This is a genomic window from Pseudomonas frederiksbergensis, assembly GCF_003732705.1.
GTDB classification, from domain to species: Bacteria; Pseudomonadota; Gammaproteobacteria; order Pseudomonadales; family Pseudomonadaceae; genus Aquipseudomonas; species Aquipseudomonas frederiksbergensis_F.
This window is the reverse complement of sequence record NZ_MOBR01000004.1, coordinates 21,008-47,574: the sequence shown is the minus strand read 5'-3', so window position 1 is coordinate 47,574 and position 26,567 is coordinate 21,008. Positions and strand designations below refer to the sequence as shown.

The window sequence follows — 26,567 nt, the reverse complement described above, 5'->3', positions numbered from 1 at the left end:
GTTGGGATCAGTGACGCGGTTCGAAGTCTTCGCTGAACAGGTCGTCCTCGGCGTCCGGGCTGACCGGGATCTTGTGTTCTTCCGACGCCCAGGCACCCAGGTCGATCAGTTTGCAACGATCCGAACAGAAAGGCCGGAAGGTGCTGGTGGCGCTCCATTCCACAGGGGCGCCGCAGGTTGGGCAATTGACGGTTGGGGTCTGGCTCATGACTGGCCTCCACGCAAAGTTAAGTAAAAGTGATGCAAGCGCTCGACCTCGCTGTGCAGCCAGGCGAGGTCGCGGTCGTTGACCACCACATCGTCGGCATGGTCCACGCGATTTTGGCGACTGGACTGGGCCTTGAGGATCGCCTGGACCTGTTGTTCGCTGGTCTGGTCACGCTGCAGGGTGCGTTCGATCTGCAGGTGTTCCGGGGCGTCGATCACCAGTACCCGTTGGGTCATGGCGTACTGCCCGGACTCGATCAGCAGCGGCGATACCAGAATCGCGTAAGGCGATTGTGCCTTGGCCAGATGCTCGACGATTTCCTTGGCGATCAGCGGATGCAGCAAGGCTTCGAGCCAGCGGCGTTCCTCCGGGACTTCGAAGATCAGTTTGCGCAACGCGGCGCGATCCAGTTGCCCGTCGGCTTGCAGCACGCCGGGGCCGAAATGCTCGGCGATCCTGGCCAGCGCCGGGCGTCCCGGTTCCACCACCCAGCGCGCCGCGTGATCGGCATCCACCACGTGCACGCCGAGGTCAATGAAGTGCTGGGCTGCGGCACTTTTGCCGCTGCCGATGCCGCCGGTCAGGCCGAGAATCCAGGGTTTTTCCACAGGGGTATTCATTTCAAACCGACAAACTGCCAATAGAAGCCGGTTATTTGACCACCCCAGAGCAATGCAATCCAGCCGGCAATTGCCAGATAGGGGCCGAAGGGGATCGGCGTCGAGGTTTTAGCGTTGCGCAAGCGCAGCAAAATCACCCCGAGAATCGCCCCTACCAGCGACGACAACAGGATCGTCAGCGGCAGGACTTGCCAACCGCCCCAGGCCCCCAGCATCGCCAGTAGCTTGAAATCGCCATGACCGATGCCGTCCTTGCCGGTGATCAGCTTGAACAGCCAGAACACCGACCACAGCGCCATGTAGCCGGCCACTGCGCCCCACAAGGCATCATGCAACGGCACGAGCAGCTCGAAGCTGTTGACGATCAATCCCAGCCACAACAGCGGCAGCACCAATACGTCCGGCAGCAGTTGATGTTCGGCGTCGATCAGGCTCATCGCCAACAGGCCCCAGGTCAGCACCAGCATCAGGCAGGCAGGCCAGCCGAAACCGAAATGCCAGGCAATGAATGCCGAGAGCAGACCGCAGGCCAGTTCGGTCAGTGGGTAGCGCTTGCTGATCGGTGCTGCGCAGTTCGAGCAGCGACCACGCAGAAACAGGTAACTGAGCACGGGAATGTTTTCCCAGGCGCGGATCTTGTGGGCGCAGTGTGGGCAATGGGAGTGCGGCAACATCAGGTTGTAGGTTGGCAGCGGCGTTTCGGTCGGCAGGCCCAGCATATCGTGGGCCTGCATTCGCCATTCCCGTTCGAGCATCTTCGGCAGGCGCCAGATCACCACGTTGAGAAAGCTGCCGATCACCAGGCCGAGCACCAGCGCCGTGATCACGAAGGCCAGTGGATAAAGGGTCAGGTATTCATTCAAGGGCATGTCAGATCGCTGAGCCGAGTTGGAAGATGGGCAGGTACATGGCAACCACCAGGCCGCCGACAACAACGCCCAGCACCACCATGATGAATGGCTCCATCAGGCTGGTGAGGTTGTCGACCATGTTGTCCACCTCGTCCTCATAAAAACTGGCGACTTTGTCGAGCATGTCGTCGAGGGCGCCGGACTCCTCGCCAATCGCGGCCATCTGGATCGCCATGTTCGGGAACACACCGGAGGTGCGCATGGCGAAATTCAGCTGCATGCCGGTCGACACGTCCTGCCGGATGCGCAGCACCGCACGCTTGAACACGATGTTGCCGGTGGCGCCGGCGACCGATTCCAGGGCATCCACCAGCGGTACCCCGGCGGCGAACGTGGTCGACAGCGTGCGGGCATAACGGGCCACGGCGGACTTGTACATCAGCGCGCCCACCAGCGGCAGTTTCAACAGCCAGGTGTCCATCCGATCGCGAAAACCCTGCGACTTTTTCAGGGCTCGACGAAAACCGAAGACCGCTGCAATCAGTGCGCCGAGCATCATCCACCACCACTCCTGCATGAACTCCGACAGCGCGATGACCATCAGGGTGAAGGACGGCAGTTCGGCACCAAACCCGGAGAACACGGACTTGAACTGCGGCACAACCTTGACCAGCAGAATCCCGGTCACGATGATCGCGACGAACACCACGGCCATCGGGTACGTCATGGCTTTCTTGATCTTGGCCTTGAGCTGTTCGCTTTTTTCCTTATAAGTGGCCACCCGATCCAGTAGCGTATCCAGGGCGCCGGCCTGTTCACCGGCGTCTACCAGGTTGCAGTACAACTCGTCGAAATATTGCGGTTTCTTGCGCAGGGACGCGGCGAAACTATTGCCCGCGGCGACTTCCTGTTTCACCTCGTCCACCAGTTTGCGCATGGCCGGGTTCTCGAAGCCTTCGCCGATGATGTCGAACGACTGCAGCAGTGGCACGCCGGCCTTCATCATGGTCGCCATCTGCCGGGTGAACAGGGAGATGTCCTGGGCCTTGATACGTTTGCCCATGTTGAAAATCGACACGGATTTCTTGCGTACCTTGCCCGGATTGATCCCTTGCTTGCGCAGTTGTGCCTTGATCAGCGCCGGGTTCTGACCGCTCAACTCGCCGGTCATTCTGGTGCCTTTCTTGTCCGTGCCTTCCCAGGCGTACACGCTGATTTTTGCTGCCTTGACCGCCATGTTCAGTCCTTGGTGACCCGGTTGATTTCTTCAAGGCTGGTAATGCCTTGCATGGCCTTGATCAAACCTGAAGTACGCAGATCGTTGAAGCCGTCCTTGCGCATCTGGATCTCGATTTCCAGGGAGTTGCCTTCGGCCATGATCAGCCGTTGCAGGTCTGGCGTGTTTTTCACCACTTCATAAACCCCGATTCGCCCTTTGTAACCGTTGTTGCAGAGATCGCAACCGACGGGCTCATAGATCGTAAATGAGCCGATGCGTTCCTCGGGGAAGCCTTCCTTGAGCAGCGCCTCCCGGGGAATCTCGATCGGCGTCTTGCAATGGCTGCACAGTTTGCGCGCCAGGCGCTGGGCGATGATCAGGCTGACCGAGGTGGCGATGTTGAAACCCGGGATGCCCATGTTGTGCAGGCGGGTCAGGGTTTCCGCGGCACTGTTGGTGTGCAGGGTCGACAGCACCAGGTGACCGGTCTGGGCGGCCTTGATCGCGATTTCCGCGGTTTCGAGGTCGCGGATCTCGCCGACCATGATCACGTCCGGGTCCTGACGCAGGAACGAGCGCAACGCCTGGGCAAAATCCAGGCCCTGCTTGGGATTGACGTTGACCTGGTTGATGCCTTCCATGTTGATCTCCACCGGGTCTTCGGCGGTGGAAATATTGATGTCCACGGTGTTGAGGATATTCAGCCCGGTGTAGAGCGACACGGTTTTACCCGAGCCGGTGGGGCCGGTGACCAGAATCATCCCTTGTGGCTGCTTGAGCGCGGCCATGAACAGGGCTTTCTGGTCGGGCTCATAGCCGAGGGCATCAATGCCCATCTGCGCGCTGGACGGGTCGAGGATCCGGATCACCACTTTTTCGCCCCACAGGGTCGGCAGGGTGTTGACCCGGAAGTCGATGGACTTGGTTTTGGACAGACGCATCTTGATCCGCCCGTCTTGCGGCCGACGCCGTTCGGAGATGTCGAGACTGGCCATGACTTTGAGCCTGGCGGCGATCCGGTTGGCCAGCTGGATCGGCGGCTTGGCGACTTCACGCAGAATGCCGTCGGTACGCATCCGTACCCGGTAGGTTTTTTCGTAGGGCTCGAAGTGCAAGTCGGACGAGCCGCTTTTGATCGCGTCGAGCAACATCTTGTGAACGAAGCGCACCACGGGCGCGTCATCGGCGTCCTGCCCGGCGATGGAATCGTGGTTTTTGTCGTCGGGCGACTCGATGTCCAGGCCATCAAGGTCAACGTCGGCCATTTCTTCCAGACCGGTGGCATGGCTGTCGAAGAATTTCTCGATGGCGTCGCTGAGTTTGTCGTCCTCCACCAGGATCGCTTCGGTGCTCAGGCCGGTGCTGAACTGGATGTCGTTAATCGCTTGATGATTGGTCGGGTCGGAAATCCCCACGAACAGTTTATTGCCGCGTCGCCAGAGGGGCAGGGCGTGGTGCTGGCGTATCAGCTTCTCGCTGACCAGGCCCTTGGGCTGGGTTTCCTTGTCCAGACAATTGAGGTCCAGCAGGGCCATGCCGAAATGTTCCGAGGCAATCTCCGCCACTTGCCGGCTTCTCACCAGTTTGTTCTGTACCAGGTAGCTGACCAGGGAGATGTGATTGCGTTGGGCTTGCTGATACGCCTGTTGCGCGCTTTTGTCAGTGAGCAGTTCGGCCAGCACCAATTGCTTGGCCAGACCGCTAAGGGCGATGTCATTCATGGGGATACCGGACGCAGACAGTTCATGACTTATAGCCTAGTCAACGGCAGGAGCCAAACCAGTGGGGTTGAGGTGACAAAAAGTGTCAGATAGTGCGGTTGCAGGGGGTAGGAAAGGGCGCTTTTGACATTGGGCGCCCCGCAGACAGGGCTGCGAAGGCCTGGCACGGAGTATGCTGAGGCTTCATCAGATCATGAGATTTCGACTCATGCATGGAGCTTGTCTATGAATACTCAGAAGGGTTTTACGCTTATCGAACTGCTGATCGTGGTGGCGATCATCGGGATTCTGGCGACGTTTGCGTTGCCTGCTTATAGCAAATACCAGGCGAAGGCTAAGGTTACCGCCGGGATCGCGGAAGCTTCGGCGCTCAAAGTGGCTTACGAAGACGTTATGAATACAGGTACGGCGGACCCGACAACGGCCCTCGTTGCGCCAGGGGGAACTACAACGCCTAACTGCACACTGGCAGTAACGGGGACTACCGCCAGCGGCGCCGGGACCATTACCTGCACCCTGCTAAATGCCCCTTCGCTTGTACAGGGCAAAGTCATTACGCTGACTCGCGTTCAAGCTGGCACTTGGGCTTGTACGACCAACGCTTTGAAAGAGTTCTCGGGTACCGGTTGCCCTGGCGTTTGATTGATAGGTTTTCAACGAATACCCGCCCGAGAGGGCGGGTATTTTTTTGCCTGTTACCGACGTGACGCTGTACGGCGAAACTCCCGACAATTCATGGCCTTAGGCCTACGTCAAAACCCGCAACTTGCATGTCGATAACGTCAAGGTCATGCATTTTGCATGATTCCGAAGTTTTCACAACTTATTAAGTTATTGTTTTATAAGGGGTTTTTTGTTGTCTCAAAGTTGGCACAGCGTTCGCAATATACCCAGTAACCCTGCTGAGAAGACATGCAGCAGACTTTATAGAAAAACAGGAGTTACTCGTATGAAGAAGTTCGCTATCGCTACTGCTACCGCGCTGACCCTGACCATGGCCGGTGCAGCATTTGCACAGACCACTGCCACCACCCAAGCCCCGATGACTCTGGCGGCTGGTGAAATGACCAAGGCTAAAGAAACCACTTCCGATACCTGGATCACTACCAAAGTGAAAAGCGACCTGGTGACCGAAAAAGGCATCCCAGGCACTGACATCAAAGTAGAAACCAACAAAGGTGTTGTATCGCTGTCGTCGACTGTAGCGATCACTGAAGCTCAGAAGACCACCGCTGTTGCGATCACCAAGAAAATCAAAGGCGTCAAAGCGGTCTCCGCTGACGGCCTGAAAGCCGAGTAAGGCAAGACTTCTCCGCTTGAACCGGGAGAAGGCGTGGCAGACGAGCCGTGCAATACGTCTGCCGCCTCTGGAGAGTTCATGCGAAGGCCACAAGGATGTGGCCATTACAGGCCTCCGACATTCGTGTCGGGGGCCTGTTCTATTGTGGGCGCCACAAAAGCACATGTGGGAGCGAGCTTGCTCGCGATGAGGTCATAACATTCAACATCTTCATTGAGTGTTAGACCGCTATCGCGAGCAAGCTCGCTCCCACATTGGACGGTAGTCAGTTACCGCGCTTGCTGGTGATCTGCTTCAACCGGTTCCCTTCAAACCGCAGGTACTGGTACATCCCGTTGTTGGGCCCGTAGGTCCATTCTTCGACCTGGAATTCTTCCCGCCGGTTGGCGCTGCGCTTGTAGCCCAGCGAATCCCGGGCCACGGGTTGTCCGCACTTCTGCAGCACTTCGCTGGACCTGTCGCCTACGCTGATCAACTGACTGCCGCAGCGCAGGGTATCGGCTGCCGAGACCTGGCCGGCCGCGAATGCCAGGGCCAGGCTGAACAGCCAGCGCGCGCCCATCATTCGGCATCCAGGTGCAACGGTGTAATCACCCGACCGTCACTTTCCGCTTCGCCAAGATTGGCGTCGACAAAGTACACGCGGTCGTCGGCCATCTGCGCCTTGTCCACCAGGAAGTCCTTGATGCTACTGGCCCGTTCCTGGCCCAGTTGACGCAACAGCACGTCGCTGGAACTCCAGAACTTGATCACGTCCGCACGCATTTTGGCGGTGCGTTCTTCCTTGCCCAGATCCTTCCATTCGGCGGGCGGCTGAGTCTTGAGACGGGTGCGGTAAATGCCTTCCAGCAGCGGGCCTTTCTCTCCATCAGGCACTTGCAGCAAGGACGCCTGGGCCGGGACTTTGTCGCCACGGCGCTGGAGCATTTTGTAGTAGTTGTACTGGTATTCGCGCTCCAGACGTTGCTCGGCGATCAACGGGCCATCGCTGCTTTGCGCGGCGGTGCCTTCGATTTCCAGGCGCAGGGACGGACGTTCCTTGAGCGCGCTGGAGAGTTTGATCAGCGACGCTTCAGCGTCCTTGGTCAGGTCACTCGAACCCGCTGCAAATGACACGGTGCCCAGATCTTCCGAACCGCCGCCGCTGATCAACCCGCCAATCATTTTGAATGGTGCGGCGGCCGCTTTGACGATCAGGTTGCGCAGGGTCTGCCAGACAATCGGCATGACGCTGAACTGCGGATTGTTCAGGTCGCCCGTCACCGGCAATTCGATGGAAATCTTGCCATCGACGTCTTTAAGCAGGGCGATTGCCAGTTTCAGCGGCAGGCTCGTGGCGTCCGGGCTGTCGACTTTTTCGCCCAGTTGCAGTTGTTCGACCACCACTTTGTTTTCGGCTTTGAGCTGGCCTTTGGTGATCAGGTAATGCAAGTCGAGATTGAGCCGGCCCTTGCGGATACGGTAGCCGGCAAACTTGCCGGAGTAGGGCGTCAGCGTCGTCAGTTCCACTCGTTTGAAACTGGTAGCGATGTCGAGGCTGGCCATCGGGTCGAACGGGTTGACCGCGCCCTTGATGGTCACCGGCGCATAGCGATCGACCTTGCCCTTGATGTCGACACTGGCCGGTTTCGCCTGACGGCTGTCGATGGTGCCGATCGCACCATTGAGCTCTTGAACGGCGGTGGCAAAGTTCGGCGTCAGGCTGAAGTCGGCGAAGTTGGCCGAACCGTCATTGATGGCAATGCCGCCCACGTGGATGGCCAGCGGTTTGTCCTTGCCGGCCGCCGGTTTGGCTGCGGCGGTCTTGGCGCCGGTGTCGGGCGGTTGCGGGACCAGCAGGTCATCGATGTTGGTGCTGCGGTCATCGTTGATCATGAAGCGCGCATAAGGCTGGAACAGGTTGACCTTGTCGATCGACAGGCTGTCGCCGTGCTGATAGTTCAGGCCTTCGAGCACCAATTGCTGCCACTTGAGAAAGTCGCGGGTCTTCAGGGTGTCGAGGGTGTGCAGTTGATCGACCTGAGCGCGACCGGTCACCGTGAAGGCCAGCGGTTCGGTGCTTTTCAGGTCCACCGCCAGATCACTGCCGAGCATGCCGCTGCGCAGTTCCAGGCGAATAAACGGGGTGATGTAGGACTGGGCGACGCGCAGGTCGATGTCCTTGGTCTGCACTTTCAACTTGGCACTGACCGGCGCCAGATTGACCTGGCCATCGGCGGTGATTTTGCCCTGCTTGCCGATACCCGTGTCGAGCTTGAGGTTGAAGGGCGAGCCATTGAGGCTGTCGAAATTCTGCAGGTCCAGGTTCAGCGGGCCCACTTCCAGCGCCACGGCCGGTTGCGCCTTGCGGTCGGCCAGGTGCACCTGGTAATTGCGCAGTTGCACGTCTTTGAGCAGCACTTGCCAGGGTTTGCTGGGTGGCGCGGGTTCAGGTTTTGGTGAGTCGGCTGCTGCTGGGGTTGTGACCGGTTCGGCTTTGGCTTTGACGGCTGCTTTGGACGGTTGGCTGGCAAACAGTTTCTGCCAGTCGAGTTGCCCGTCTGCTTCCAGCGCGGCCCAGGTTTCGAGTTTATTGCTGCGAATCTTGCCGACTACCACTTGCTGCTTGGCCAGATCGACGGTGGTGTCACTGACGTCCAGGCGTTCGAGTTTTACCAGCGGCCGACCGTCCGGTGCATTGAGGGCGAATGGCGCGACGCTGACCGCGACGTTGCTCAGCAGCAGTTCGGTTTCCTTGGCCAGGTTGAGTTTGTAGTCAGTACTCAGGTTCAATACGCCGTTTTCCAGGGCCAACGGCAGCGCGTCACGGACGTACGGCCACCAGACTTTCATCTGGCCGTCGGTGACTTTCAATTTACCTTCGGAGGCGATCGGGATCAGGCTGAAATTGCCGGTCCAGTCGATCTGCCCGCCTGCCGGACCGGCCGCGACCAGGGTCATGTCGGCGTTGTCATCGGGCAGGGTGCTGAGGTTCTTCAGCTCGAAATCGAGTTTGTCGTAGAGGAATTCGATGGGCTCGCTGGGCCGCGCATCCTGGAAGTGCACATAGCCGCCGGCCAGTTTGATTCGCTCGACTCGCAGCGGGAACGGTTTGGCATTCGGGTCGGCCGGAGTCGGTTCGCTGGTGGGGATTTTGAACAGGCCGAGCAGGTTGAGTTTGCCGTCCTTGCCAAAGAGGATTTCAGTCTTGGGCTTGTCCAGTTCGATATCGGACAAATGCAGCGCCTTGGTCCAGAGACTGTCGATCTGCAGGTTGGCGTAAAGCCGTTCGAAGCCGACCTGTTCCTTGCCTGGCTCACCAATGATCAGGCCCCACAGGGTGACCTCAAGGCTGAAGGGGTTGAGTTCGATCCGCTGGATGTGCGCGGGTGTCGTGGCGTAGTTGGCCAACTGCTGGTTGGCGATCCGCAAGGCGATGCCCGGCAAAATCAGAAACCCCAGCAGGCTGTAGAGAGCCAGAGCAGTCAACAGGGCGCCGATAGCGCGAATCAATCCTTTGGGCATGTGCGGCTTCATTTGTCTGATCGGAGTGCCTTGGAGTATGGCACGCGTTTTCGGTTCCGAAGTACTTGCCCTGTTCAGGATTGTTCAGAAATAAGCGTAGGAAATTTCCCAGAGACTTAAAGCTGCAGGATCAGGGTTTTCAGCGGTGGCTGTTGATCCAGCGACGGAAAATCAGCGCCCGGGGTCATCACCGACCACTCGCGCACCGGCCGCCCGGCCTTCTCCGCACAGCGCAACACTTGCTCGCGCCAGTCGTCCATGCTGACTTTCGCCAGGTTGTTGCAGCAGATCAGCACGCCATTGTCGGCGGTGGTCAGCAAGGCGGGTTTGAGCAGGCTCTGATAGTCGCGCAGCAGGTCGACGGTGCCGAATGCGCTCTTGGCCCAGGCGGGTGGATCGAGCAGCACCAGATCGTACTGACGCGGTTCCAGGCGCTGGTAGCTCGGCAGTTTTTGCCCGCGGCGCTGACTGATCGGCAAGCCGGCCAATTGGCGAATCGCCGGGAAGTAGTCGGACTGAATGAATTCCATGGCCGGCACCTGCGGGTTGAGCAGGCCGTTTTCGCGACCAACCGCCAGGTTACCTTCGGCGAAATCGAGGTTGCAGACTTCGCTCGCACCACCGGCCGCCGCACTCAGGCCGACGCCGCAGGTGTAGGCGAACAGGTTCAGCACACTTTTGTTCTGGCTGTGATCCTTGACCCAGCCACGGGTGTTGCGCAGGTCAAGGAACAGCAGCGGGTCTTGCCCGGCGTGACGGCCGCGAACCCGGTAGTTGAGGCCCCATTCGTGGCCGATCAGGTCTTGCAGCGCGGCTTCGTCGGCACGGTAGACGGTGTCTTCGCGGTCGATGCGCGAATTGCCCTGGGAGCGGTCGTTGTAGACCAGCAGGGTGTCGAGGCCCAAGTATTGATTGATGATGTCGTGCAGTTGCAGCAGCGCGTCGCGCTCCAGCGCCTGGTGAAAACTCTGCACCAGCAGTTGCGGGCCATAACGGTCGATGGTCAGGCCGCCGGCGCCTTCCTGGCTGCCATGGAACAGACGATAGCAATCGGTGCCCTGCTGATGCAGTTCGGCAAGCAGGTCCTGGCGATGATCGAGGGCGGCGCGCAGCGCCTGATTCAAGGAAGACATGCTGGGCGCCTTGCAGGAGGAGGGAAATTGGCGCGGGAGTTTAGCAGTTACTGAGCTGCAAGCCGCAAGCTTGAAGCTTGCAGCTCTATTCCAATAACCCCATCCGTCGCTGCGCCCGCTGCACCGAGCCATTCCTCATCGCCCAGCGCAGCATCGGCGCACTGCGTCGGACGCTGGCGCGGATCAGTTGGCGTTGCAACGGGGTCTGGCTGACGCCGAGCAGGTCACTGGCCCAGTCCGGCAGCAGGTCGATCCCGGCCTGCATCATTAAGCCGCCAAACGGTTTGGCCAGACGGCTGGGGGCGGGCGCCTTCAGCAGCAGGCGCAACACCTCGCGACTGCGTTCGTCGCACAGCAGTTGTGGACGGATTCGCTCAAGGTACTCGGCCATTTCCTTGCGGCTATGGGGCACGTCGCGGGCGCCCAGACGCTCCGCGATCACCGCGATTTCTGCGTAGTAACGGTCCTGATCCGCCAGGGACAGGTGCGGATTGCGATAACGCAGATGCGCGGCGAGGAAGTTGCTGACCTCGGCCACGTGCACCCAGGTCAGCAAATCGGGATCGCTGGCGGCGTATGGCCGACCATCCGGCGCGGTGCCGACCACTTGCAGGTGAATGGTGCGCACTTTCTCGATCAGCCAGTCGGCGTCCTTGCGCGAACCGAACGTGGTGCCGGAAATGAACTGACTGGTGCGGCGCAAACGGCCGAGCATGTCTTCGCGAAAATTCGAATGATCCCAGACCCCGGCCAGGGCCAGTGGATGCAGGGCTTGCAGCATCAGCGCGCTGATCCCGCCGATCAGCATGCTGCTGAAATCGCCATGGACTTGCCAACTCACCGACTCGGGACCGAACAGGCCGGGATCGCCCTTGGGGTTCTCCAGGTCGAGGTTGCCCAGGGACAGACCGGTCAGGCTCATGAGCTGGGTTTCGATGCGGGTACGGATGAATTCCATGGCGGCTCAGTAGCGAAAAAGAAGGCGCGGCCATTAGCGGCCGCGCAAGCTTTTGACACAAGTGTTTATTGGTTCAGGCGCTTATCGACCAAGTCCTGGACCACGCTCGGATCGGCCAGGGTCGAGGTATCCCCAAGGCTGTCCAGTTCGTTGCAGGCAATCTTGCGCAGAATCCGCCGCATGATCTTGCCCGAGCGGGTTTTCGGCAAGGCCGGCGCCCATTGAATCAGGTCCGGCTTGGCGAAGCTGCCGATTTCCTTGCTGACGTGGGCCAGCAGTTCTTTCTTCAGTTCATCATTGGGTTCGGAGCCGTTCATGGGCGTGACGAAGGCGTAAATGCCCTGGCCCTTGACGTCGTGGGGGTAACCGACCACCGCAGCCTCGGCGATGCTGTCGTGCAGGACCAGGGCGCTTTCCACTTCGGCGGTGCCGATGCGGTGTCCGGAGACGTTGATCACATCGTCGATGCGCCCGGTGATCCAGTAGTCGCCGTCCTCGTCGCGTCGTGCGCCGTCGCCGGTGAAGTAGTAGCCGGGGTAGGGCTTGAAGTAGGTTTCGACCATGCGTTGCGGATCGCCATAGACGCTGCGGATCTGCGCCGGCCAGCTTGATTTAATGGCGAGCACGCCGCTGCCGGCGCCTTTGATTTCCTTGCCTGTTTCATCGAGCAACACCGGTTGCACGCCGAACATCGGCTGGGTGGCGCAGCCCGGTTTGATGCGCTGGGCGCTGACCAAAGGGCTGAGCATGATGCCGCCGGTTTCGGTCTGCCACCAGGTATCGACAATCGGGCACCGCTGCTCGCCCACGACGTTGAAGTACCAATCCCACGCTTCCGGGTTGATCGGCTCACCGACGCTGCCGAGTAATCTGAGGCTCGCGCGAGAGGTTTCCTTCAATGGCTCGGCGCCTTCACGCATCAGCGAGCGCAGGGCGGTCGGCGCGGTGTAGAAAATGTTGACGTGGTGTTTGTCGATGACCTGCCAGAAGCGCGAACTGGTGGGGTAACTCGGCACGCCTTCGAAGATCAGCGTGGTCGCACCGTTGGCCAGCGGGCCGTAGACGATGTAGCTGTGGCCGGTGACCCAGCCGACGTCGGCGGTGCACCAGAACACTTCGTCGTCGCAATAATCGAGCACGTATTTGAAGGTCATCGCCGCTTGCAGCAAGTAGCCGCCGGTGGTGTGCAACACGCCTTTGGGTTTGCCGGTGCTGCCGGAGGTGTAGAGGATAAACAGCGGGTCTTCGGCGTCCATTGGCTCCGGTGGGCATTCGTCGCTGACATCGCGCAGGGCCTGGTGATACCAGATGTCCCGGCCTTCGACCCAGTTCACTTCACCCTGAGTGCGCTCGACCACAATCACCGTGCTGACCTTCGGGCAGTTCTCCAACGCCTTGTCGACTTTCTCCTTGAGTGGCACGAACTTGCCTCCGCGCACGCCTTCATCGGCGGTGATCACGGTGTGGCAGTCGGCGTCGAGGATGCGGTCGCGCACAGAGTCCGGGGAGAAACCGCCAAACACCACCGAATGCACCGCGCCAATCCGCGTGCAGGCCAGCATGGCGTAGGCCGCTTCAGGAATCATCGGCATGTAGATGCACACCCGATCGCCTTTCTTCACGCCACGACTTTTCAAGACGTTGGCCAGGCGACAGACGTTGTGATGGAGTTTTTTGTAGGTGATCTGGGCGGATTCGGCGGGGTCATCGCCTTCCCAGATGATTGCGATCTGATCGCCGCGTTTTTCCAGGTGACGGTCGATGCAGTTGTAACTGACGTTCAGCTTGCCACCGGCAAACCAGCTGGCTTCGCCGGTTTTCAGGTTATAGCGCTGGACGGTTTGCCACGGTGTGCTCCAGTCGAGGAACCGCGTGGCCTGTTCGGCCCAGAAGGTGCTGGGGTGTTCGATGGATTGTCGGTAGAGGCGCTGGTAGTCGTCCTGACTCAAATTGGCTGCCCGGCGCACGGCATCGGCTTTGGGGAACGTGCTGATATCGAACATGACGGTTCCTTATTCTTGTTTTGGTAAACAAGTAATAAAGATGCGCCGAGTGACAAAAGGGTTCAAGTCAGACACAAACCAATGTGGGAGCGAGCCTGCTCGCGAAAGCGGTGGTTCAGTCAACATCAATGTTGAATGACAAACCGCATTCGCGAGCAGGCTCGCTCCCACAGGGTGTAGCAGGTGGCGTCAGATCAACCGCGGTGACGCGCTCTGTAGGAGCAAAGCTTGCTCGCGAAAGCGGTGGTTCAGTCAACATCAATGTTGAATGACAAACCGCATTCGCGAGCAGGCTCGCTCCCACAGGGTGTAGCAGGTGGCGTTAGATCAGCCGCGGTGACGACCGCGGAAGTAGTTGATCAGGCCTTGGGTCGAAGCATCGTCAGCCGGGGTTTCTTCGCTGCCGACCAGCCGGTTGTAGACGCCTTTGCCCAACTCTTTGCCCAGCTCCACGCCCCACTGGTCGAAGGCGTTGATGCCCCAGACCACGCTTTGCACGAAGACTTTGTGTTCGTACATCGCCACCAGTGCGCCAAGACGACGCGGGCTGATGCGTTCGACCACCAGGGTGTTGCTCGGACGGTTGCCCGGGATCACCTTGTGCGGTGCGATTTTCTGTACTTCTTCTTCGCTCAAGCCTTTGTCGCGCAGCTCGGTTTCAGCTTCGGCGAGGGTCTTGCCGAGCATCAGTGCCTGGCTTTGGGACAGGCAGTTGGCGTACAGCCACTGATGGTGGTCGGACACCGGGTTGAAGCTGACGATCGGCACGATGAAGTCGGCCGGGATCAGTTGGGTGCCCTGGTGCAGCAGCTGGTGGTAAGCATGCTGACCGTTGCAGCCAACGCCGCCCCAGATCACCGGGCCGGTATCCGTGGACACCGGCGTGCCGTCCTGGCGCACACTCTTGCCGTTGGATTCCATATCCAGCTGTTGCAAGTGCTTGGTGATGTTGCGCAGGTAGTGGTCGTACGGCAGGATCGCGTGGCTTTGCGCGCCCCAGAAATTGCCGTACCAGACACCGAGCAACGCCAGCAGCACCGGCATGTTCTGTTCGAATGGCGCGCTCTGGAAATGCTGGTCCATGGTGTAGGCACCGGACAGCAGTTCCTTGAAGTTCGACATGCCGATGGCCAGGGCAATCGGCAGACCGATGGCCGACCACAGCGAGTAACGCCCGCCGACCCAGTCCCACATCGGGAAGATGTTCTCTTCACGGATACCGAAGGCTACCGCTGCGGCGTTGTTGCTCGATACCGCGATGAAGTGGCGATACAGCTCGGCTTCCGAACCACCCTGAGCCAGGTACCAGGCGCGCGCGGCCTGGGCGTTCTTCAGGGTTTCGAGGGTGTTGAAGGATTTCGACGAGACAATGAACAGCGTGGTCTCGGCGCGCAGCTTCATGGTCAGTTCGTGGAATTCACTGCCGTCGATGTTCGCCAGGTAATGGCAACGCACGCCTTTCTGGGCGTAGGACAGCAGCGCTTCGGACACCAGCTCAGGGCCGAGGAACGAACCACCGATGCCGATGTTCACCACGTCGGTGATCGGCTTCTCGGTGTAACCGCGCCACAGACCATCGTGGATACGGCCCACGAGATCGGTGATCTGGTTCAGCACTTTGTGCACTTCCGGCATCACGTTGACGCCGTTGACCGACAACTTGTCGCCTACCGGGCGGCGCAATGCGGTGTGCAGTGCCGGACGACCTTCGGAAGAGTTGACGATTTCGCCGTCGAACAGCGCTTGGATCGCGCCTTTGAGGTCGACTTCGTTGGCCAGCCCCACCAGCAGGTTGCGGGTCTCGGCGTTGATCAGGTTCTTCGAATAATCGAGAAACAGACCGCAGCTGCTGAGGGTGAATTGAGTAAAGCGCTGCGGGTCGGCATTGAACGCTTCGCGCATGCTGAAATCCTGCATGGCTTGGCGGTGGTCTTTCAACGCTTGCCAGGCGGGCAGAGCGGTAACGTCATGAGGAGTGCGGTAGTACGCCATCGCTGCGGTTTTCCTTTTACTTGGACTGCCTTTAAGACACTGAAGATCCCGGAATGTCCCGACCACTGGGTGGGCCAGTCCGGTCAATCTGCGTAGACACGATTAAAAATAGCGCAGGGCGGTAACAGTAAACCTCGCGTGTGGATCTGTCTCGGCTTTGTATGACTCGTTTTCTGTACTTTTTTAACATTAAAACCGCAAACGCCCCGACAAACGGAAGGGCGCGCTGTCAGGCGACCTGAACCGGAATGGCATTGCTGGTGTGGCTCAGCTCATTGCCCGGCGCCATATAGAGCATGCGCGGTTTGAAGTTCAGCAGCTCGGCTTCGCTGTAGTGGGCGTAGGCGCAAATGATCACCCGGTCACCGACCTTGGCCTTGTGCGCCGCGGCGCCGTTGACGGAGATGATGCCCGAACCGTCTTCGCCCCGAATGGCGTAGGTGGTGAAGCGCTCGCCATTGTCGATGTTGTAGATCTGGATCTGTTCGTACTCACGGATGCCGGACAAATCCAGCCATTCGCCGTCGATGGCGCAAGAACCTTCGTAATCGAGTACTGCGTGGGTGACTTCGGCGCGGTGCAGCTTGGCCTTGAGCATGATGGCGTGCATGAGTGTTTCCCCAGGTCGGAATCGAACGGCGGGCAGTTTGCCCGAAGGCTGGAGGGGCAGCAATACAACGCTAAGCCGCGCAGGAACGTGTAGGAGCGAGGCTTGCCCGCGAAGAGGCCATCACGTTCGACATCTTCATCGACGGATATGACGCCTTCGCGAGCAAGCTTCGCTCCTACAGGTGTTCTGCGGTATCAGGACGCGTCGAGGTTCAGGTGCAGGTTGTCGATCAACCGCGTTGTCCCGAGGAACGCCGCCACCAGAATCACCAGATCCCGATCTTGCGCGGTCGCCGGACGCAAGGTCACGGCATGGCGGATTTCCAGGTAATCGGCGCGCAAACCCGCCGCTTCGAGCTGTTTAATCTGCCCGTCGATCAGCGCCGGATAATCGCGATCACCCTGTTTAATCGCATCGGCAATCGACGACAACGTGCGATAGACCACTGGCGCGGTTGCCCGCTGTTCTTCGCTGAGAAAGCCGTTGCGCGACGACAGTGCCAGGCCATCGGCGGCCCGTACGGTCGGCTCGCCGATGATCTGGATCGGCATGTTCAGGTCATGCACCAGCGCGCGAATCACCGCCAGTTGCTGGAAGTCTTTCTGGCCGAAAATCGCCAGGTCCGGCTGGACCATGTTGAACAGCTTGCTGACGACCGTCGCCACACCTTCGAAATGCCCCGGACGGCTGGCGCCGCACAAGCCTTCGGACAGTTGCGGAACGCTGACGCGGGTCTGGCCGGCCATGCCGTCGGGGTACATTTCTTCGACGGTCGGGGCGAACAGCAGGTGGCAGCCGCCCTGGAGGAGTTTTTCCTGATCCGCTGCCAATGTGCGCGGGTACTTGTCGAGGTCTTCGCCCGCGCCGAATTGCAGCGGGTTGACGAAGATGCTCGCGACCACGAAATCTGCGCGTTGGGAGGCTTTGGCAATCAGCGCGATATGACCGCTGTGCAGGTTGCCCATGGTCGGGACGAAGGCAATACGCTTGCCTTCGCCACGGGCACGGGCGACGGCAGCCCGCAGTTCGCGGACGGTTTTGACGGTGTTCATGCAGAGAATCCGTGTTCGATACCTGGGAAAGTCGCCGCTTTGACTTCAGTGACGTAGGCGCCGAGGGCCGCTTGAATGCTGACTTGCCCGGCCATGAAGTTCTTCACGAACTTCGGCACGCGGCCCGTGATCGACAGGCCGAGCATGTCGTGCAGCACCAATACCTGGCCGTCGGTGCCGCTGCCGGCGCCAATGCCAATCACCGGAATACCCACGGCTTGGGTGATTTCTTCAGCCAATTCGCTCGGTACGCATTCGAGCAGCAACATGGCAGCACCGGCCTGTTCCAGGGCGATGGCGTCGGCACGCATCTGTCGCGCCTGGTTCTCGCCGCGACCCTGGACTTTGTAACCGCCCAGGATATTGACCGATTGTGGGGTCAGGCCCATGTGCGCGCACACCGGTACGCCACGTTCCGCCAGCAGGCGGATCGAGTCCGCCAGCCACAAGGCGCCTTCAACCTTGACCATGTGCGCACCGGCCTGCATCAGCAGGGCGCTGTTGGTCATCGCTTGTTCGGTGGTGGCGTAGGCCATGAAGGGCAGGTCGGCGAGGATCAGGGCGTCGGCATTGCCGCGTTTAACAGCGGCCACGTGGTAGGCCATCTCAGCGGTGGTAACGGGCAGGGTGCTGTCGTGACCTTGCAAAACCATGCCGAGGGAGTCGCCCACCAGCAGCACTTCGACACCGGCCTCGTTGCAGGCGTGGGCGAAGGTCGCGTCATAGCAGGTCAGCATGGTGATTTTTTCACCTTTCTGCTTGAGGCTCTGGAGCGTGGTCAGGGTGATGGCTGGCATGTAAAAAATCCTCGTTCAGGCGCTATGGAAACTACTGCGAGTAACGCGCGTGATTCTTCATTTACTCAGGCGCACGGTCTTTTGTCGTGCTTATAAGGCCTGGATTGCGCCCTTTAGCGCCGCGTTGGCGGCAGCGGGACGCCTATAGTCGTGAGGAGGACTCGGGAAGTCAATTGCGTGTGTTACCGCGTTGTTACGGTGGGGGTGTTACCGGGGTAACTGATGCGATTCAGCAGGCGTGGGCTCAATGAAAATCTAATGTTCTACCCAAAACCAGTGTGGGAGCGGGCTTGCTCGCGAATGCGGTGTGTCATCCAGCAAAGATGTTGACTGGCACACCGCATTCGCGAGCAAGCCCGCTCCCACAGGGGATATTTGTCAGTTTGGAGGGAGGCGTTCGAGGCCGATGAACGGGCATGCCGCGAGCAATTCGCTGAGGATTCGGCCATCGGCCAAACGCAGATCCGCCGGCGCCAGTTCGGCCAGTGGATACAGGACGAAAGCGCGTTCTTGCATATGGTAGTGAGGGACTTTGAGGCGAGGTTCGTCGATCAAGCGATCACCAAACAGCACGATGTCGAGATCGAGCGTGCGCGGCCCCCAGCGTTCAAGGCGCTCGCGGCCCTGGCCGTTTTCGATGGCTTGCAGCGCATCGAGCAGGTCCAGCGGCGCGAGGCGGCTGTCGAGGGCGGCGACGGCGTTGGTGTAGCGCGGTTGGCCAGGCAGCAACGAGTCGCTTTGGTAAAACGCCGACACCCCGACCAGTTCGGTCCGGGGTAACCGCGCCAGCGCCTCGACGGCGCTGCGCAACTGTTCGGCGGGGTCAGCCAGATTGCTGCCCATGCCGATGTAGATGCGTTCCATGACTTACTCGTCCGTGGTGCTCGGGGCGCCGGCCGTGCGTTTGCGCTTGGCGCCACCGCTGCGTCGACGCTTGCGCGGTGCACCGGCGCCGTCATCCTTGCCGCTCAGGTCACGGATCATGTCCCGACGTTCGCTGTCGTTGGCGTCCTGATAATCCGTCCACCATTCGCCCAGGCCATCGGTCTGCTCGCCGGCGCTTTCGCGCAACAGCAGGAAGTCGTAACCGGCGCGGAACCGCGGGTTGTCCAGCAACAGGTCGGCGCGCTTGCCGCTGCGGCGGGGCAGACGCTCCTGCATGTCCCAGATCTCGCGGATCGGCATGGTGAAGCGTTTCGGAATCGCAATGCGCTGGCACTGCTCGGCAATCAGTTCGTGAGCCGCTTCCTGCATCGCCGGAATCGGCGGCATGCCACGTTCTTGCAGGCGCAGTACACGGCCCGGCAGGGCAGGCCACAACAGGGCGGCAAACAGGAACGCCGGGGTCACCGGTTTGTTCTGCTTGATCCGCAGATCGGTGTTGATCAGCGCTTCACTGATCAGCGTGTGGGTGTACGTCGGGTTGTATTCCAGCGCCTCGGCACTGGCCGGGAACAGTGGATCGAACAACTGCAGGTCGACCAGCATCTCGAAGGTGTCCGCGGCGTGGCCGGAGAGGAACAGCTTGAGCACTTCTTCGAACAGGCGAGCCGACGGAATCTCGCGCAGCATCGGCGCCAGGTCGCGGATCGGCGCAGCGCTGTGTTTTTCGATACCGAAATTCAGCTTGGCGGCGAAACGCACGGCCCGCAGCATCCGTACCGGGTCTTCCTGGTAGCGTTGCTTCGGATCGCCGATCAGGCGGATCAGGTGATTGCGGATGTCGTGTACGCCGTTGGCGTAGTCGAGGATGCGCTCGCTGACCGGATCGTAATACAGGGCGTTGATGGTGAAGTCGCGGCGTTGCGCGTCTTCTTCCAGGGTGCCGTAGACGTTATCGCGCAGGATGCGCCCGCTCTCGTTGCGGGAAGACTGGTTGCTGTCTTCCTCTTCATCGTTTTGCGGGTGGTTGGCGCGGAAGGTCGCGACTTCAATGATTTCGCGACCGAAGTGGATGTGCACCAGTTTGAAACGACGGCCGATGATCCGCGCGTTGCGGAATTCGGCCCGTACCTGTTCAGGGGTGGCACTGGTGGCGACGTCGAAATCTTTCGGCGTGATGCCGAGCAACATGTCACGCACGCAACCGCCGACCAGGTAAGCCTGGTAACCGGCGTTCTGCAGGCGTTCAACGATATTCACCGCGTAACGGCTGAATTGCGCCTTCTGCAGCGAATGTTGGCCGCTGTTAAGCACTTCAGGCGTGCTGCGGATGTGTTGCGTATGACGCTTGGGCGAACGGAATGACTGGAACAACTTCTTCAGCATGGGATGCACTGTTTGAAGGAATGTTCGGCCATAACGAAGAATGACCGCATGATGGGCCGGGATTCTAGCATTTAGTCGGGGGATGGTGTAGGACACAGCAAAGATGAGCTGTAAGCCGCAAGCTTTAAGCTGCAAGCGAAGGATGCGCGGGGTGTTTTTTATCAAATCGCAGAAACTACAAGGGGAGCCGAAGCTCCCCAAGAAGTAGTTGCATGCTCTATTTTTATTATTGGTTTCGGGCTTTTTGTTTTTATTAAGTGCCCTCGTCATGAAGATTTTCCTTCATGACCCTCCCAATCGGGAGCCAAGAGCAAACGGATTGCTTTGGTCGCTGTGTTGCAGTGATCTTGCGATCCAACCAGTTCAGGCTCTGTCTTAGGACAGTTTTTGTTGTTCTCGGCCTGGTCGTGGGGCAAGCCCCAAATACAACGCCTCTCCAAAAGAATCAGTTAGCTGCGCCTCTCGCCGTCTTGTTTTTATTGTGCGTGAGTCGATTCGTCTTATTTTTATTGTCTTGTGCATTGCTTGTTATTGTTCTTGTACTAAACATATAGCAGGGTGCGTGCCAACTTTTGTGAAGCCCAGCAAAACAAGGGGTTAAGCCGCTTGCCGAGGTTTTTCGAGGCCCAAAAAAACCGGGGCTTCGTTACCGTAAGCCCCGGCTTCTGTTACGTGAAAAGACTGGGGTAACAGTTTTTTCACAAAGTCACTTGTTACCCGCACACCGGACAGGTGACGTTCAGCTTTCGCTGGCCACCCCGGTTTTGCGCCGTGGAATGCCCAGGCGTTGACGACGTTCCCACAAGCATTTGCGGCTGACCCCGAGTTTGCGGGCCAGTTCGGTTTCGGTCATGTGGTCCTGATGCTCAAGGACGAAGTGCTGGAAGTAGTCTTCCAGCGACAGGTCTTCAGTCGGCTCATGGCTATTGTTACCGGCGGCATTGCCCTGTTGGGGGGGCAGGCCGATGAAATCGTCATCGTCCAGATCGCTCAGCTCGATGTCGATGCCCAGCAACTCGGCGGAAATTTCCGGGCTCTCGCACAGGATTACCGCGCGTTCGACCGCATTTTCCAGCTCACGAACGTTGCCCGGCCAGGTGTAGTGACGAATCGCCTGCTCGGCATCCGGGGCAAACTTCAGATCGGTGCGGTTGACCCGCGCGCTCTGCCGCTTCAGGAAGGCCTCTGCGATTTCGTTGACGTCGGCACCGCGCTCGCGCAGGGCGGGCAGTTTCAAGGCAATCACGTGCAGGCGGTAATAAAGGTCTTCACGGAACTGGCCGATCTTCGCCAGGCTCTTGAGGTCCCGGTGGGTCGCGGCGATCAGGCGTACATCGACTTTCTGCGACTGCACCGAGCCGACCCGGCGAATCTCACCTTCCTGCAACACGCGCAGCAAGCGGGCCTGGGCTTCGAGTGGCAGTTCGCCGATTTCATCGAGGAACAGGGTGCCGCCGTCCGCCGCTTCCACCAGCCCGGCACGTCCGGCGCTGGCGCCAGTGAACGCGCCTTTTTCGTGGCCGAACAGTTCGGACTCGATCAGGCTTTCCGGAATGGCCGCACAGTTCACCGAAATCATCGGTGCCTTGGCGCGTTTGGAGAGGTTGTGCAGGGCGCGGGCCACCAGTTCTTTACCGGTACCGGACTCGCCCTGGATCAGGACGTTGGAATCGGTGGGCGCGACTTTGCGGATCTTGCTGTACAGATCCTGCATCGGCGGACAGGAGCCGATGATGCCGATCTCGCCGTTGCTGTTATCGACGCCCGGCTTCGCTGCGCCATTGGCGGCTTTGCCGACCACCGGTTCACCGGCGGTGGGGGCCGATTGGCGATCGCGCAGGATCCGTGCGACGGCCTGAAGCATCTCATCGTGATCGAAAGGCTTGGCGATGTAATCCACCGCGCCCATCTTCATGGAATCGACGGCCGAACGCAGGCTGGCGTAACTGGTCATGATCAGCACCGGAGTGCCCTGGCCAAGCTTGATCAATTCAGTACCCGGTGCGCCAGGCAGGCGCAGGTCACTGACGATCAGGTCAAACGTGGGAATGCTGAAACGCTCTTGTGCTTCCTGCACGGATCCGGCTTCGCTGACCTGGTACTGATTACGTTCCAGCAGGCGGCGCAAGGCGGAGCGGATAATTGTTTCGTCTTCGACGATCAAAATGTGCGGCATTGATTCGATACTCTCGACGGTCTCAGTTCACAGCGGACGTCGCTTCGACATGACGCGGTAAGGTCACCCGGATACGGGTGCCGCGTTGGCTTTGTACATCAGCCGGGCTGTCGATGGTGATTTGTCCATAATGCTCTTCAACGATGGAATAGACCAGTGCAAGGCCCAGACCGGTGCCTTCGCCAGGATCCTTGGTGGTGAAGAAGGGTTCGAACAATCTATCCATGATGTTCTTCGGAATTCCGCTGCCTTCGTCTTCCACGATCAGATCGACCGTGTGTTCGCCGGCTTCGCTTTTGACCCGCACCGCACTGTGGGGCGGTGAGGCGTCGCGGGCGTTGGAGAGCAGGTTGATCAATACCTGGGCGAGCCGCTGGGGATCGCCTTCGACCCAGTGATCGGGGTCGCACAGGTTGTAGAACTGTACTTCGAAATTGCGCCGGTTCAGGGCTAGCAAACCGATGGCATCCTGGGCGACTTCGGCCAGACAGACGGGCTCATCGCTGTGCTGATGGCTGCCGGCGTGGGCGAAGCTCATCAACGACTGGACGATGCGCGACACGCGTTTGGTCTGCTCCAGAATCTGCCCGCTGATTTCCGTCAGCTCGGCGTCTTCCTCGCGCTCTTCGCGCAGGTTCTGCGCCAGGCAGGCGATGCCGGTGATCGGGTTGCCGATTTCATGGGCCACCCCCGCCGCCAGTCGGCCGATGCTCGCCAATCGCTCGGAGTGCACCAGTTTGTCTTCGAGCATTTGGGTTTCGGTCAGGTCTTCCACCAGCAGCACCAGGCCACTGTTGCCCGGCGCCAGCGGTTCATCGATTGCGGCTTTGTGCAGATTCAGCCAGCGGGTCTGGCCATCGAGGGCCAAGTGCTGTTTGTGCAAATGCTCGTCGGGCAGGTTGATAAAACCTTGCAACAATTCTTTCCACGGATCGCCAATGGTGCTCAGGCGCGAGCCGACCACACGCTGCGCGGCAATCCCGGTCAGCTCTTCCATGGCTTTGTTCCACATCAGGATCTCTTGATCCTTGGCCAGGGAGCAGACACCCATCGGCAGTTCCTGCAACGTCTGGCGGTGGTAGCGGCGCAGGGCATCGAGTTCAGCGGCCAGGCCGGTGAGGCGCGAGTGGTAATCCTCGAGACGGCTTTCGATGAAGTGGATGTCTTCGGTCACATAGTTTTCGCCGCCGGCCTTATAAGGCAGGAAGGTTTCGACCATGTCCTGGGCGACGCTCGGGCCCATCAGGCCGGAAAGGTTGGCCTCAATGCGGTCACGCAAACGACGCAAGGCGTAAGGCCGGCGCTCGTCGAAGGGCAGATAGAGATCGCGCAGGGCTTGCTCGACTTCTTTTTGCGCAGCCTTGGCGCCCAATGGTTTGGCCAGTTGCGTGGCGAATTCCTGGGGCGAGGCAGCGTGCAGTTCCCGGCGTTGCGGGCGACGAACGTTGTCCACGGCGCAAGCTTCGGCAGCGCTGGCTTCTTCGGGGCTGGCGTTGGTGAACAGCGAGATCAGGGTGAACATCAGCACGTTGGCGGCCAGCGAGGCTATCGCCGCCATGTGCCAACTGGTGTCGTCGAGCACGTAGATCATGTTCAGCAGCGGAATGTAGAAACCCTGCAGATTGCCCACCAGCGGCATCAGCATGGTCACCATCCACACCAGGATCCCTGCGAGCAAACCGGCGATGAAACCGCGACGGTTAGCGGTCGGCCAATACAGGACCGACAGCACGCCGGGCAAGAATTGCAACGTGGCGACGAAAGCGACGATGCCGAGGTTGGCCAGGTCTTGCTCGGCGCCCAGCAACAAGTAGAAACCGTAACCGGCCATGATGATCGCGACGATCAGCGCCCGGCGGGTCCACTTCAGCCAGCGGTAGATGTTGCCTTCGGCCGGTGGCTGATACAGCGGCAGCACCAGATGGTTAAGCGCCATCCCGGACAACGCCAGGGTGGTGACGATGATCAAACCGCTGGCCGCCGACAAGCCGCCGACGTAGGCCAGTAGCGCCAATGCCTTGTTGTTGGCGGCAATGCCGATGCCGAGGGTGAAATATTCCGGGTTCGTTGTGGCGCCCAGTTTCAGCCCGGCCCAGAGAATCAGCGGCACCGCCAGGCTCATCAACAGCAGGAACAGCGGCAAGCCCCAGCTCGCACTGACCAGCGAGCGCGGGTTGAGGTTTTCGGTAAAGGTCATGTGATACATGTGCGGCATCACGATCGCCGAAGCGAAAAACACCAGCAGCAGCGTACGCCACGGGCCTTCCTGCAAAGGCGTGTGCAACGCGGCGAGGGCGGTCTGGTTTTGCAGCAGCCACAATTCCAGCTGTTGCGGACCGTCGAACACGCCGTACAACGCATACAGGCCAACGCCGCCGATGGCGATCAGCTTGATCACCGATTCGAAGGCAATCGCGAACACCAGGCCTTCGTGTTTCTCCCGCGTCGCAATATGACGCGAGCCGAAGAAAATCGTGAACAGGGTAATCAGTGCGCAGAAGCTCAGGGCCACGCGGTGCTGCACCGGTTCGCGGGTGAGGATGCCGATGGAATCGGCCACCGCTTGAATCTGCAATGCCAGCAGCGGCAAGACGCCGATCAGCATGAAGATTGTGGTCAGTGCGCCGGCCCAGGTGCTGCGGAAGCGGAAAGCGAACAAATCCGCCAGCGACGACAGTTGATAGGTGCGGGTGATTTTCAGGATCGGGTACAGCAACACCGGCGCGAGCAGAAATGCACCTGAGACGCCTAAATAGCTGGAGAGAAAGCCGTAGCCGTACTGATAGGCCAGGCCGACCGTGCCATAAAACGCCCACGCACTGGCGTAAACCCCCAGCGACAGGGTGTAGGTCAGCGGGTGGCGAATGATCGCCCGGGGGATCATGCCCCGTTCGCTGATCCAGGCAACGCCGAACAGCACCGCCAGGTACGCGGCGCTGATCAGGATCATCTGGGTCAGGCTAAAGCTCATCGGCATCTTTTTGGCTCTGCAGGATGAAAGTCACGACGATCAGAATCAGCCAGAGCAGATAAGGGCGATACCAGGCGCCAGTGGCGTCGATCCACCAATCCATGATGGCCGGGGAGAACAGATAAATCCCCACTACCAAAAGCAGGACCAAGCGATAGATGTACATCCCGGCCTCTCTTTTATGCGCGTGCCCGAAAACGTGCGGCGATGGTAACGGATGGCGGCGCTACTGCAAGTGCCATCACTGCAGTTGCGCTTCAGGCAGGGCCAGTGTGCGCGGGATCCGGGCGGCATCCCAGTGGGCAATGCCCCAATTCAGCACTTCCCGTGGCGTGGCGTAAGCCAATTCGCTGCCCGGATTTTGCCCCAGCGCCCGCAGTGCCCGCAGTAACAGCGGCGTGGCCTGATCGTCGGCCAATGGTGGCGAGCGGTAGGATTTGCCGAGTTTGTTACCGTCCGGCTGGGTGATCAGCGGCACGTGCAGGTAACGCGGTTGCGGCAGGCCGAGCAGTTCTTGCAGGTAGAGCTGGCGCGGCGTGGAGTCGAGCAGGTCGGCGCCGCGCACGATATCGGTGATGCCTTGCCAAGCGTCGTCGAGCACCACGGCCAGTTGATAGGCGTAGAGCCCGTCGCGGCGGCGAATCACGAAATCCCCGACTTCCCGGCCCAGGTGCTGGCGGAATTCGCCTTGCACCCGGTCGATGAAGTGATATTCCAGCTCCGGCACGCGCAGGCGGATGGCGGCGTCGTCGGTGCCATGCCCGGCATTGCGGCACAGGCCCGGATAAATGCCGTGATACGGCTCCAGTTGCTTGCGCGAACAGGTGCAAGCGTAAGCCAGGCCATGATTGAACAGGCGATTGAGCACTTCGGCGTAGGCGTCGTGCCGATCGCTTTGGCGGACCAGTTCGCCGTCCCATTCGAAGCCATAGCTTTCCAAGGCACGGAGGATCGCGGCCTGGGCGCCGGGTTCTTCCCGTGGCGGGTCGAGGTCTTCCATGCGCATCAGCCAGCGACCGCCCACCGAGCGGGCGTCGAGGTACGAGGCCAGGGCAGCGACCAGCGAGCCGAAGTGCAAGTGGCCGCTGGGCGTGGGGGCGAAGCGGCCGATGTAAGGGGTGGTAGTCATGAGGGCGATGTTACGTCGTCTGGTCGTACGCGAGCCATTGTGGGAGCGAGCCTGC

The 26,567-nt window shown here is 59.9% G+C and carries 22 protein-coding genes; 2 read left to right on the top strand and 20 right to left on the bottom strand.

The window, feature by feature from the left end:
- Window positions 1-7: 7 nt before the first annotated feature.
- The 5 genes from yacG to pilB are packed head-to-tail and all read right to left on the bottom strand — an operon-like array spanning window position 8 to window position 4,619.
- Window positions 8-208 (bottom strand): DNA gyrase inhibitor YacG, encoded by a 201-nt coding sequence (gene yacG / locus BK667_RS02340; RefSeq protein WP_123404924.1) that lies wholly within the window; start codon window positions 206-208, stop codon window positions 8-10.
- Window positions 205-828: a dephospho-CoA kinase gene (gene coaE, locus BK667_RS02335; protein WP_123514578.1), complete on the bottom strand. Its 624-nt coding sequence runs from the start codon at window positions 826-828 to the stop codon at window positions 205-207. Before coaE ends, yacG begins: the two co-directional genes overlap by 4 nt.
- Window positions 825-1,697, bottom strand: coding sequence for a prepilin peptidase (locus BK667_RS02330; RefSeq protein ID WP_123596700.1), 873 nt, complete (start codon window positions 1,695-1,697; stop codon window positions 825-827). The genes coaE and BK667_RS02330 overlap by 4 nt, the downstream gene beginning before the upstream one ends.
- A gap of 1 nt (window position 1,698) precedes the next feature.
- Window positions 1,699-2,916: a type II secretion system F family protein gene (locus BK667_RS02325; RefSeq protein ID WP_123514582.1), complete on the bottom strand. Its 1,218-nt coding sequence runs from the start codon at window positions 2,914-2,916 to the stop codon at window positions 1,699-1,701.
- Between the two features lie 2 nt (window positions 2,917-2,918).
- Window positions 2,919-4,619 carry a type IV-A pilus assembly ATPase PilB gene (gene pilB, locus BK667_RS02320; protein ID WP_123596699.1) on the bottom strand — a complete coding sequence of 567 codons (1,701 nt, stop codon included), beginning with the start codon at window positions 4,617-4,619 and terminating at the stop codon, window positions 2,919-2,921.
- A 225-nt stretch (window positions 4,620-4,844) separates the two neighbouring features.
- Between pilB and BK667_RS02315 the strand changes: the two genes are divergently transcribed.
- Both BK667_RS02315 and BK667_RS02310 read left to right on the top strand, forming a co-directional pair.
- Window positions 4,845-5,261, top strand: a complete 417-nt coding sequence (locus tag BK667_RS02315) for a pilin (RefSeq protein WP_123514586.1) — start codon at window positions 4,845-4,847, stop codon at window positions 5,259-5,261.
- Window positions 5,262-5,568: 307 nt separating this feature from the next.
- The gene (locus tag BK667_RS02310; RefSeq protein ID WP_123596698.1) at window positions 5,569-5,919 is read left to right on the top strand and encodes a BON domain-containing protein; all 351 of its coding nucleotides are present in this window, start codon (window positions 5,569-5,571) and stop codon (window positions 5,917-5,919) included.
- Between the two features lie 265 nt (window positions 5,920-6,184).
- Here the strand turns inward: BK667_RS02310 and BK667_RS02305 are convergent, their stop codons facing one another.
- The 15 genes from BK667_RS02305 to gluQRS all read right to left on the bottom strand — a co-directional run bounded on the left by BK667_RS02305 (window position 6,185) and on the right by gluQRS (window position 26,512).
- Entirely contained in the window at window positions 6,185-6,481 is a 297-nt protein-coding gene (locus BK667_RS02305; RefSeq protein ID WP_123596697.1) for a DUF2845 domain-containing protein, read from the bottom strand.
- The gene (locus BK667_RS02300; RefSeq protein WP_123596696.1) at window positions 6,481-9,423 is read right to left on the bottom strand and encodes a DUF748 domain-containing protein; all 2,943 of its coding nucleotides are present in this window, start codon (window positions 9,421-9,423) and stop codon (window positions 6,481-6,483) included. Before BK667_RS02300 ends, BK667_RS02305 begins: the two co-directional genes overlap by 1 nt.
- A gap of 116 nt (window positions 9,424-9,539) precedes the next feature.
- On the bottom strand, window positions 9,540-10,556 hold the full coding sequence (locus tag BK667_RS02295; RefSeq protein WP_123596695.1) for a class I SAM-dependent rRNA methyltransferase: 1,017 nt from the start codon (window positions 10,554-10,556) through the stop codon (window positions 9,540-9,542).
- An 85-nt stretch (window positions 10,557-10,641) separates the two neighbouring features.
- Entirely contained in the window at window positions 10,642-11,514 is an 873-nt protein-coding gene (locus BK667_RS02290) for an oxygenase MpaB family protein (RefSeq protein ID WP_123596694.1), read from the bottom strand.
- Window positions 11,515-11,579: 65 nt separating this feature from the next.
- Window positions 11,580-13,517 carry an acetate--CoA ligase gene (acs, locus tag BK667_RS02285; RefSeq protein ID WP_123596693.1) on the bottom strand — a complete coding sequence of 646 codons (1,938 nt, stop codon included), beginning with the start codon at window positions 13,515-13,517 and terminating at the stop codon, window positions 11,580-11,582.
- Between the two features lie 327 nt (window positions 13,518-13,844).
- Window positions 13,845-15,509 (bottom strand): glucose-6-phosphate isomerase, encoded by a 1,665-nt coding sequence (pgi, locus tag BK667_RS02275; RefSeq protein ID WP_123596691.1) that lies wholly within the window; start codon window positions 15,507-15,509, stop codon window positions 13,845-13,847.
- 229 nt (window positions 15,510-15,738) lie between these two features.
- Window positions 15,739-16,119 carry an aspartate 1-decarboxylase gene (gene panD, locus BK667_RS02270; RefSeq protein WP_123596690.1) on the bottom strand — a complete coding sequence of 127 codons (381 nt, stop codon included), beginning with the start codon at window positions 16,117-16,119 and terminating at the stop codon, window positions 15,739-15,741.
- A 194-nt stretch (window positions 16,120-16,313) separates the two neighbouring features.
- Window positions 16,314-17,171 carry a pantoate--beta-alanine ligase gene (gene panC, locus BK667_RS02265; protein WP_123596689.1) on the bottom strand — a complete coding sequence of 286 codons (858 nt, stop codon included), beginning with the start codon at window positions 17,169-17,171 and terminating at the stop codon, window positions 16,314-16,316.
- Complete coding sequence (gene panB / locus BK667_RS02260) at window positions 17,168-17,968, bottom strand: 3-methyl-2-oxobutanoate hydroxymethyltransferase (RefSeq protein WP_123514608.1); 801 nt, start codon at window positions 17,966-17,968, stop codon at window positions 17,168-17,170. Before panB ends, panC begins: the two co-directional genes overlap by 4 nt.
- Before the next feature lie 378 nt (window positions 17,969-18,346).
- Complete coding sequence (gene folK / locus BK667_RS02250; protein ID WP_123596688.1) at window positions 18,347-18,832, bottom strand: 2-amino-4-hydroxy-6-hydroxymethyldihydropteridine diphosphokinase; 486 nt, start codon at window positions 18,830-18,832, stop codon at window positions 18,347-18,349.
- Window positions 18,833-18,835: 3 nt separating this feature from the next.
- Complete coding sequence (locus BK667_RS02245; protein WP_123596687.1) at window positions 18,836-20,236, bottom strand: polynucleotide adenylyltransferase PcnB; 1,401 nt, start codon at window positions 20,234-20,236, stop codon at window positions 18,836-18,838.
- A gap of 739 nt (window positions 20,237-20,975) precedes the next feature.
- Entirely contained in the window at window positions 20,976-22,412 is a 1,437-nt protein-coding gene (locus tag BK667_RS02240) for a sigma-54-dependent transcriptional regulator (RefSeq protein ID WP_123596686.1), read from the bottom strand.
- A gap of 22 nt (window positions 22,413-22,434) precedes the next feature.
- The gene (locus BK667_RS02235; protein WP_185058163.1) at window positions 22,435-25,389 is read right to left on the bottom strand and encodes a sensor histidine kinase; all 2,955 of its coding nucleotides are present in this window, start codon (window positions 25,387-25,389) and stop codon (window positions 22,435-22,437) included.
- Window positions 25,373-25,549 carry a hypothetical protein gene (locus tag BK667_RS02230; RefSeq protein ID WP_003176118.1) on the bottom strand — a complete coding sequence of 59 codons (177 nt, stop codon included), beginning with the start codon at window positions 25,547-25,549 and terminating at the stop codon, window positions 25,373-25,375. Before BK667_RS02230 ends, BK667_RS02235 begins: the two co-directional genes overlap by 17 nt.
- Window positions 25,550-25,624: 75 nt before the next feature.
- Window positions 25,625-26,512, bottom strand: a complete 888-nt coding sequence (gene gluQRS / locus BK667_RS02225) for a tRNA glutamyl-Q(34) synthetase GluQRS (protein WP_123596685.1) — start codon at window positions 26,510-26,512, stop codon at window positions 25,625-25,627.
- Between the last annotated feature and the right edge of the window lie 55 nt (window positions 26,513-26,567).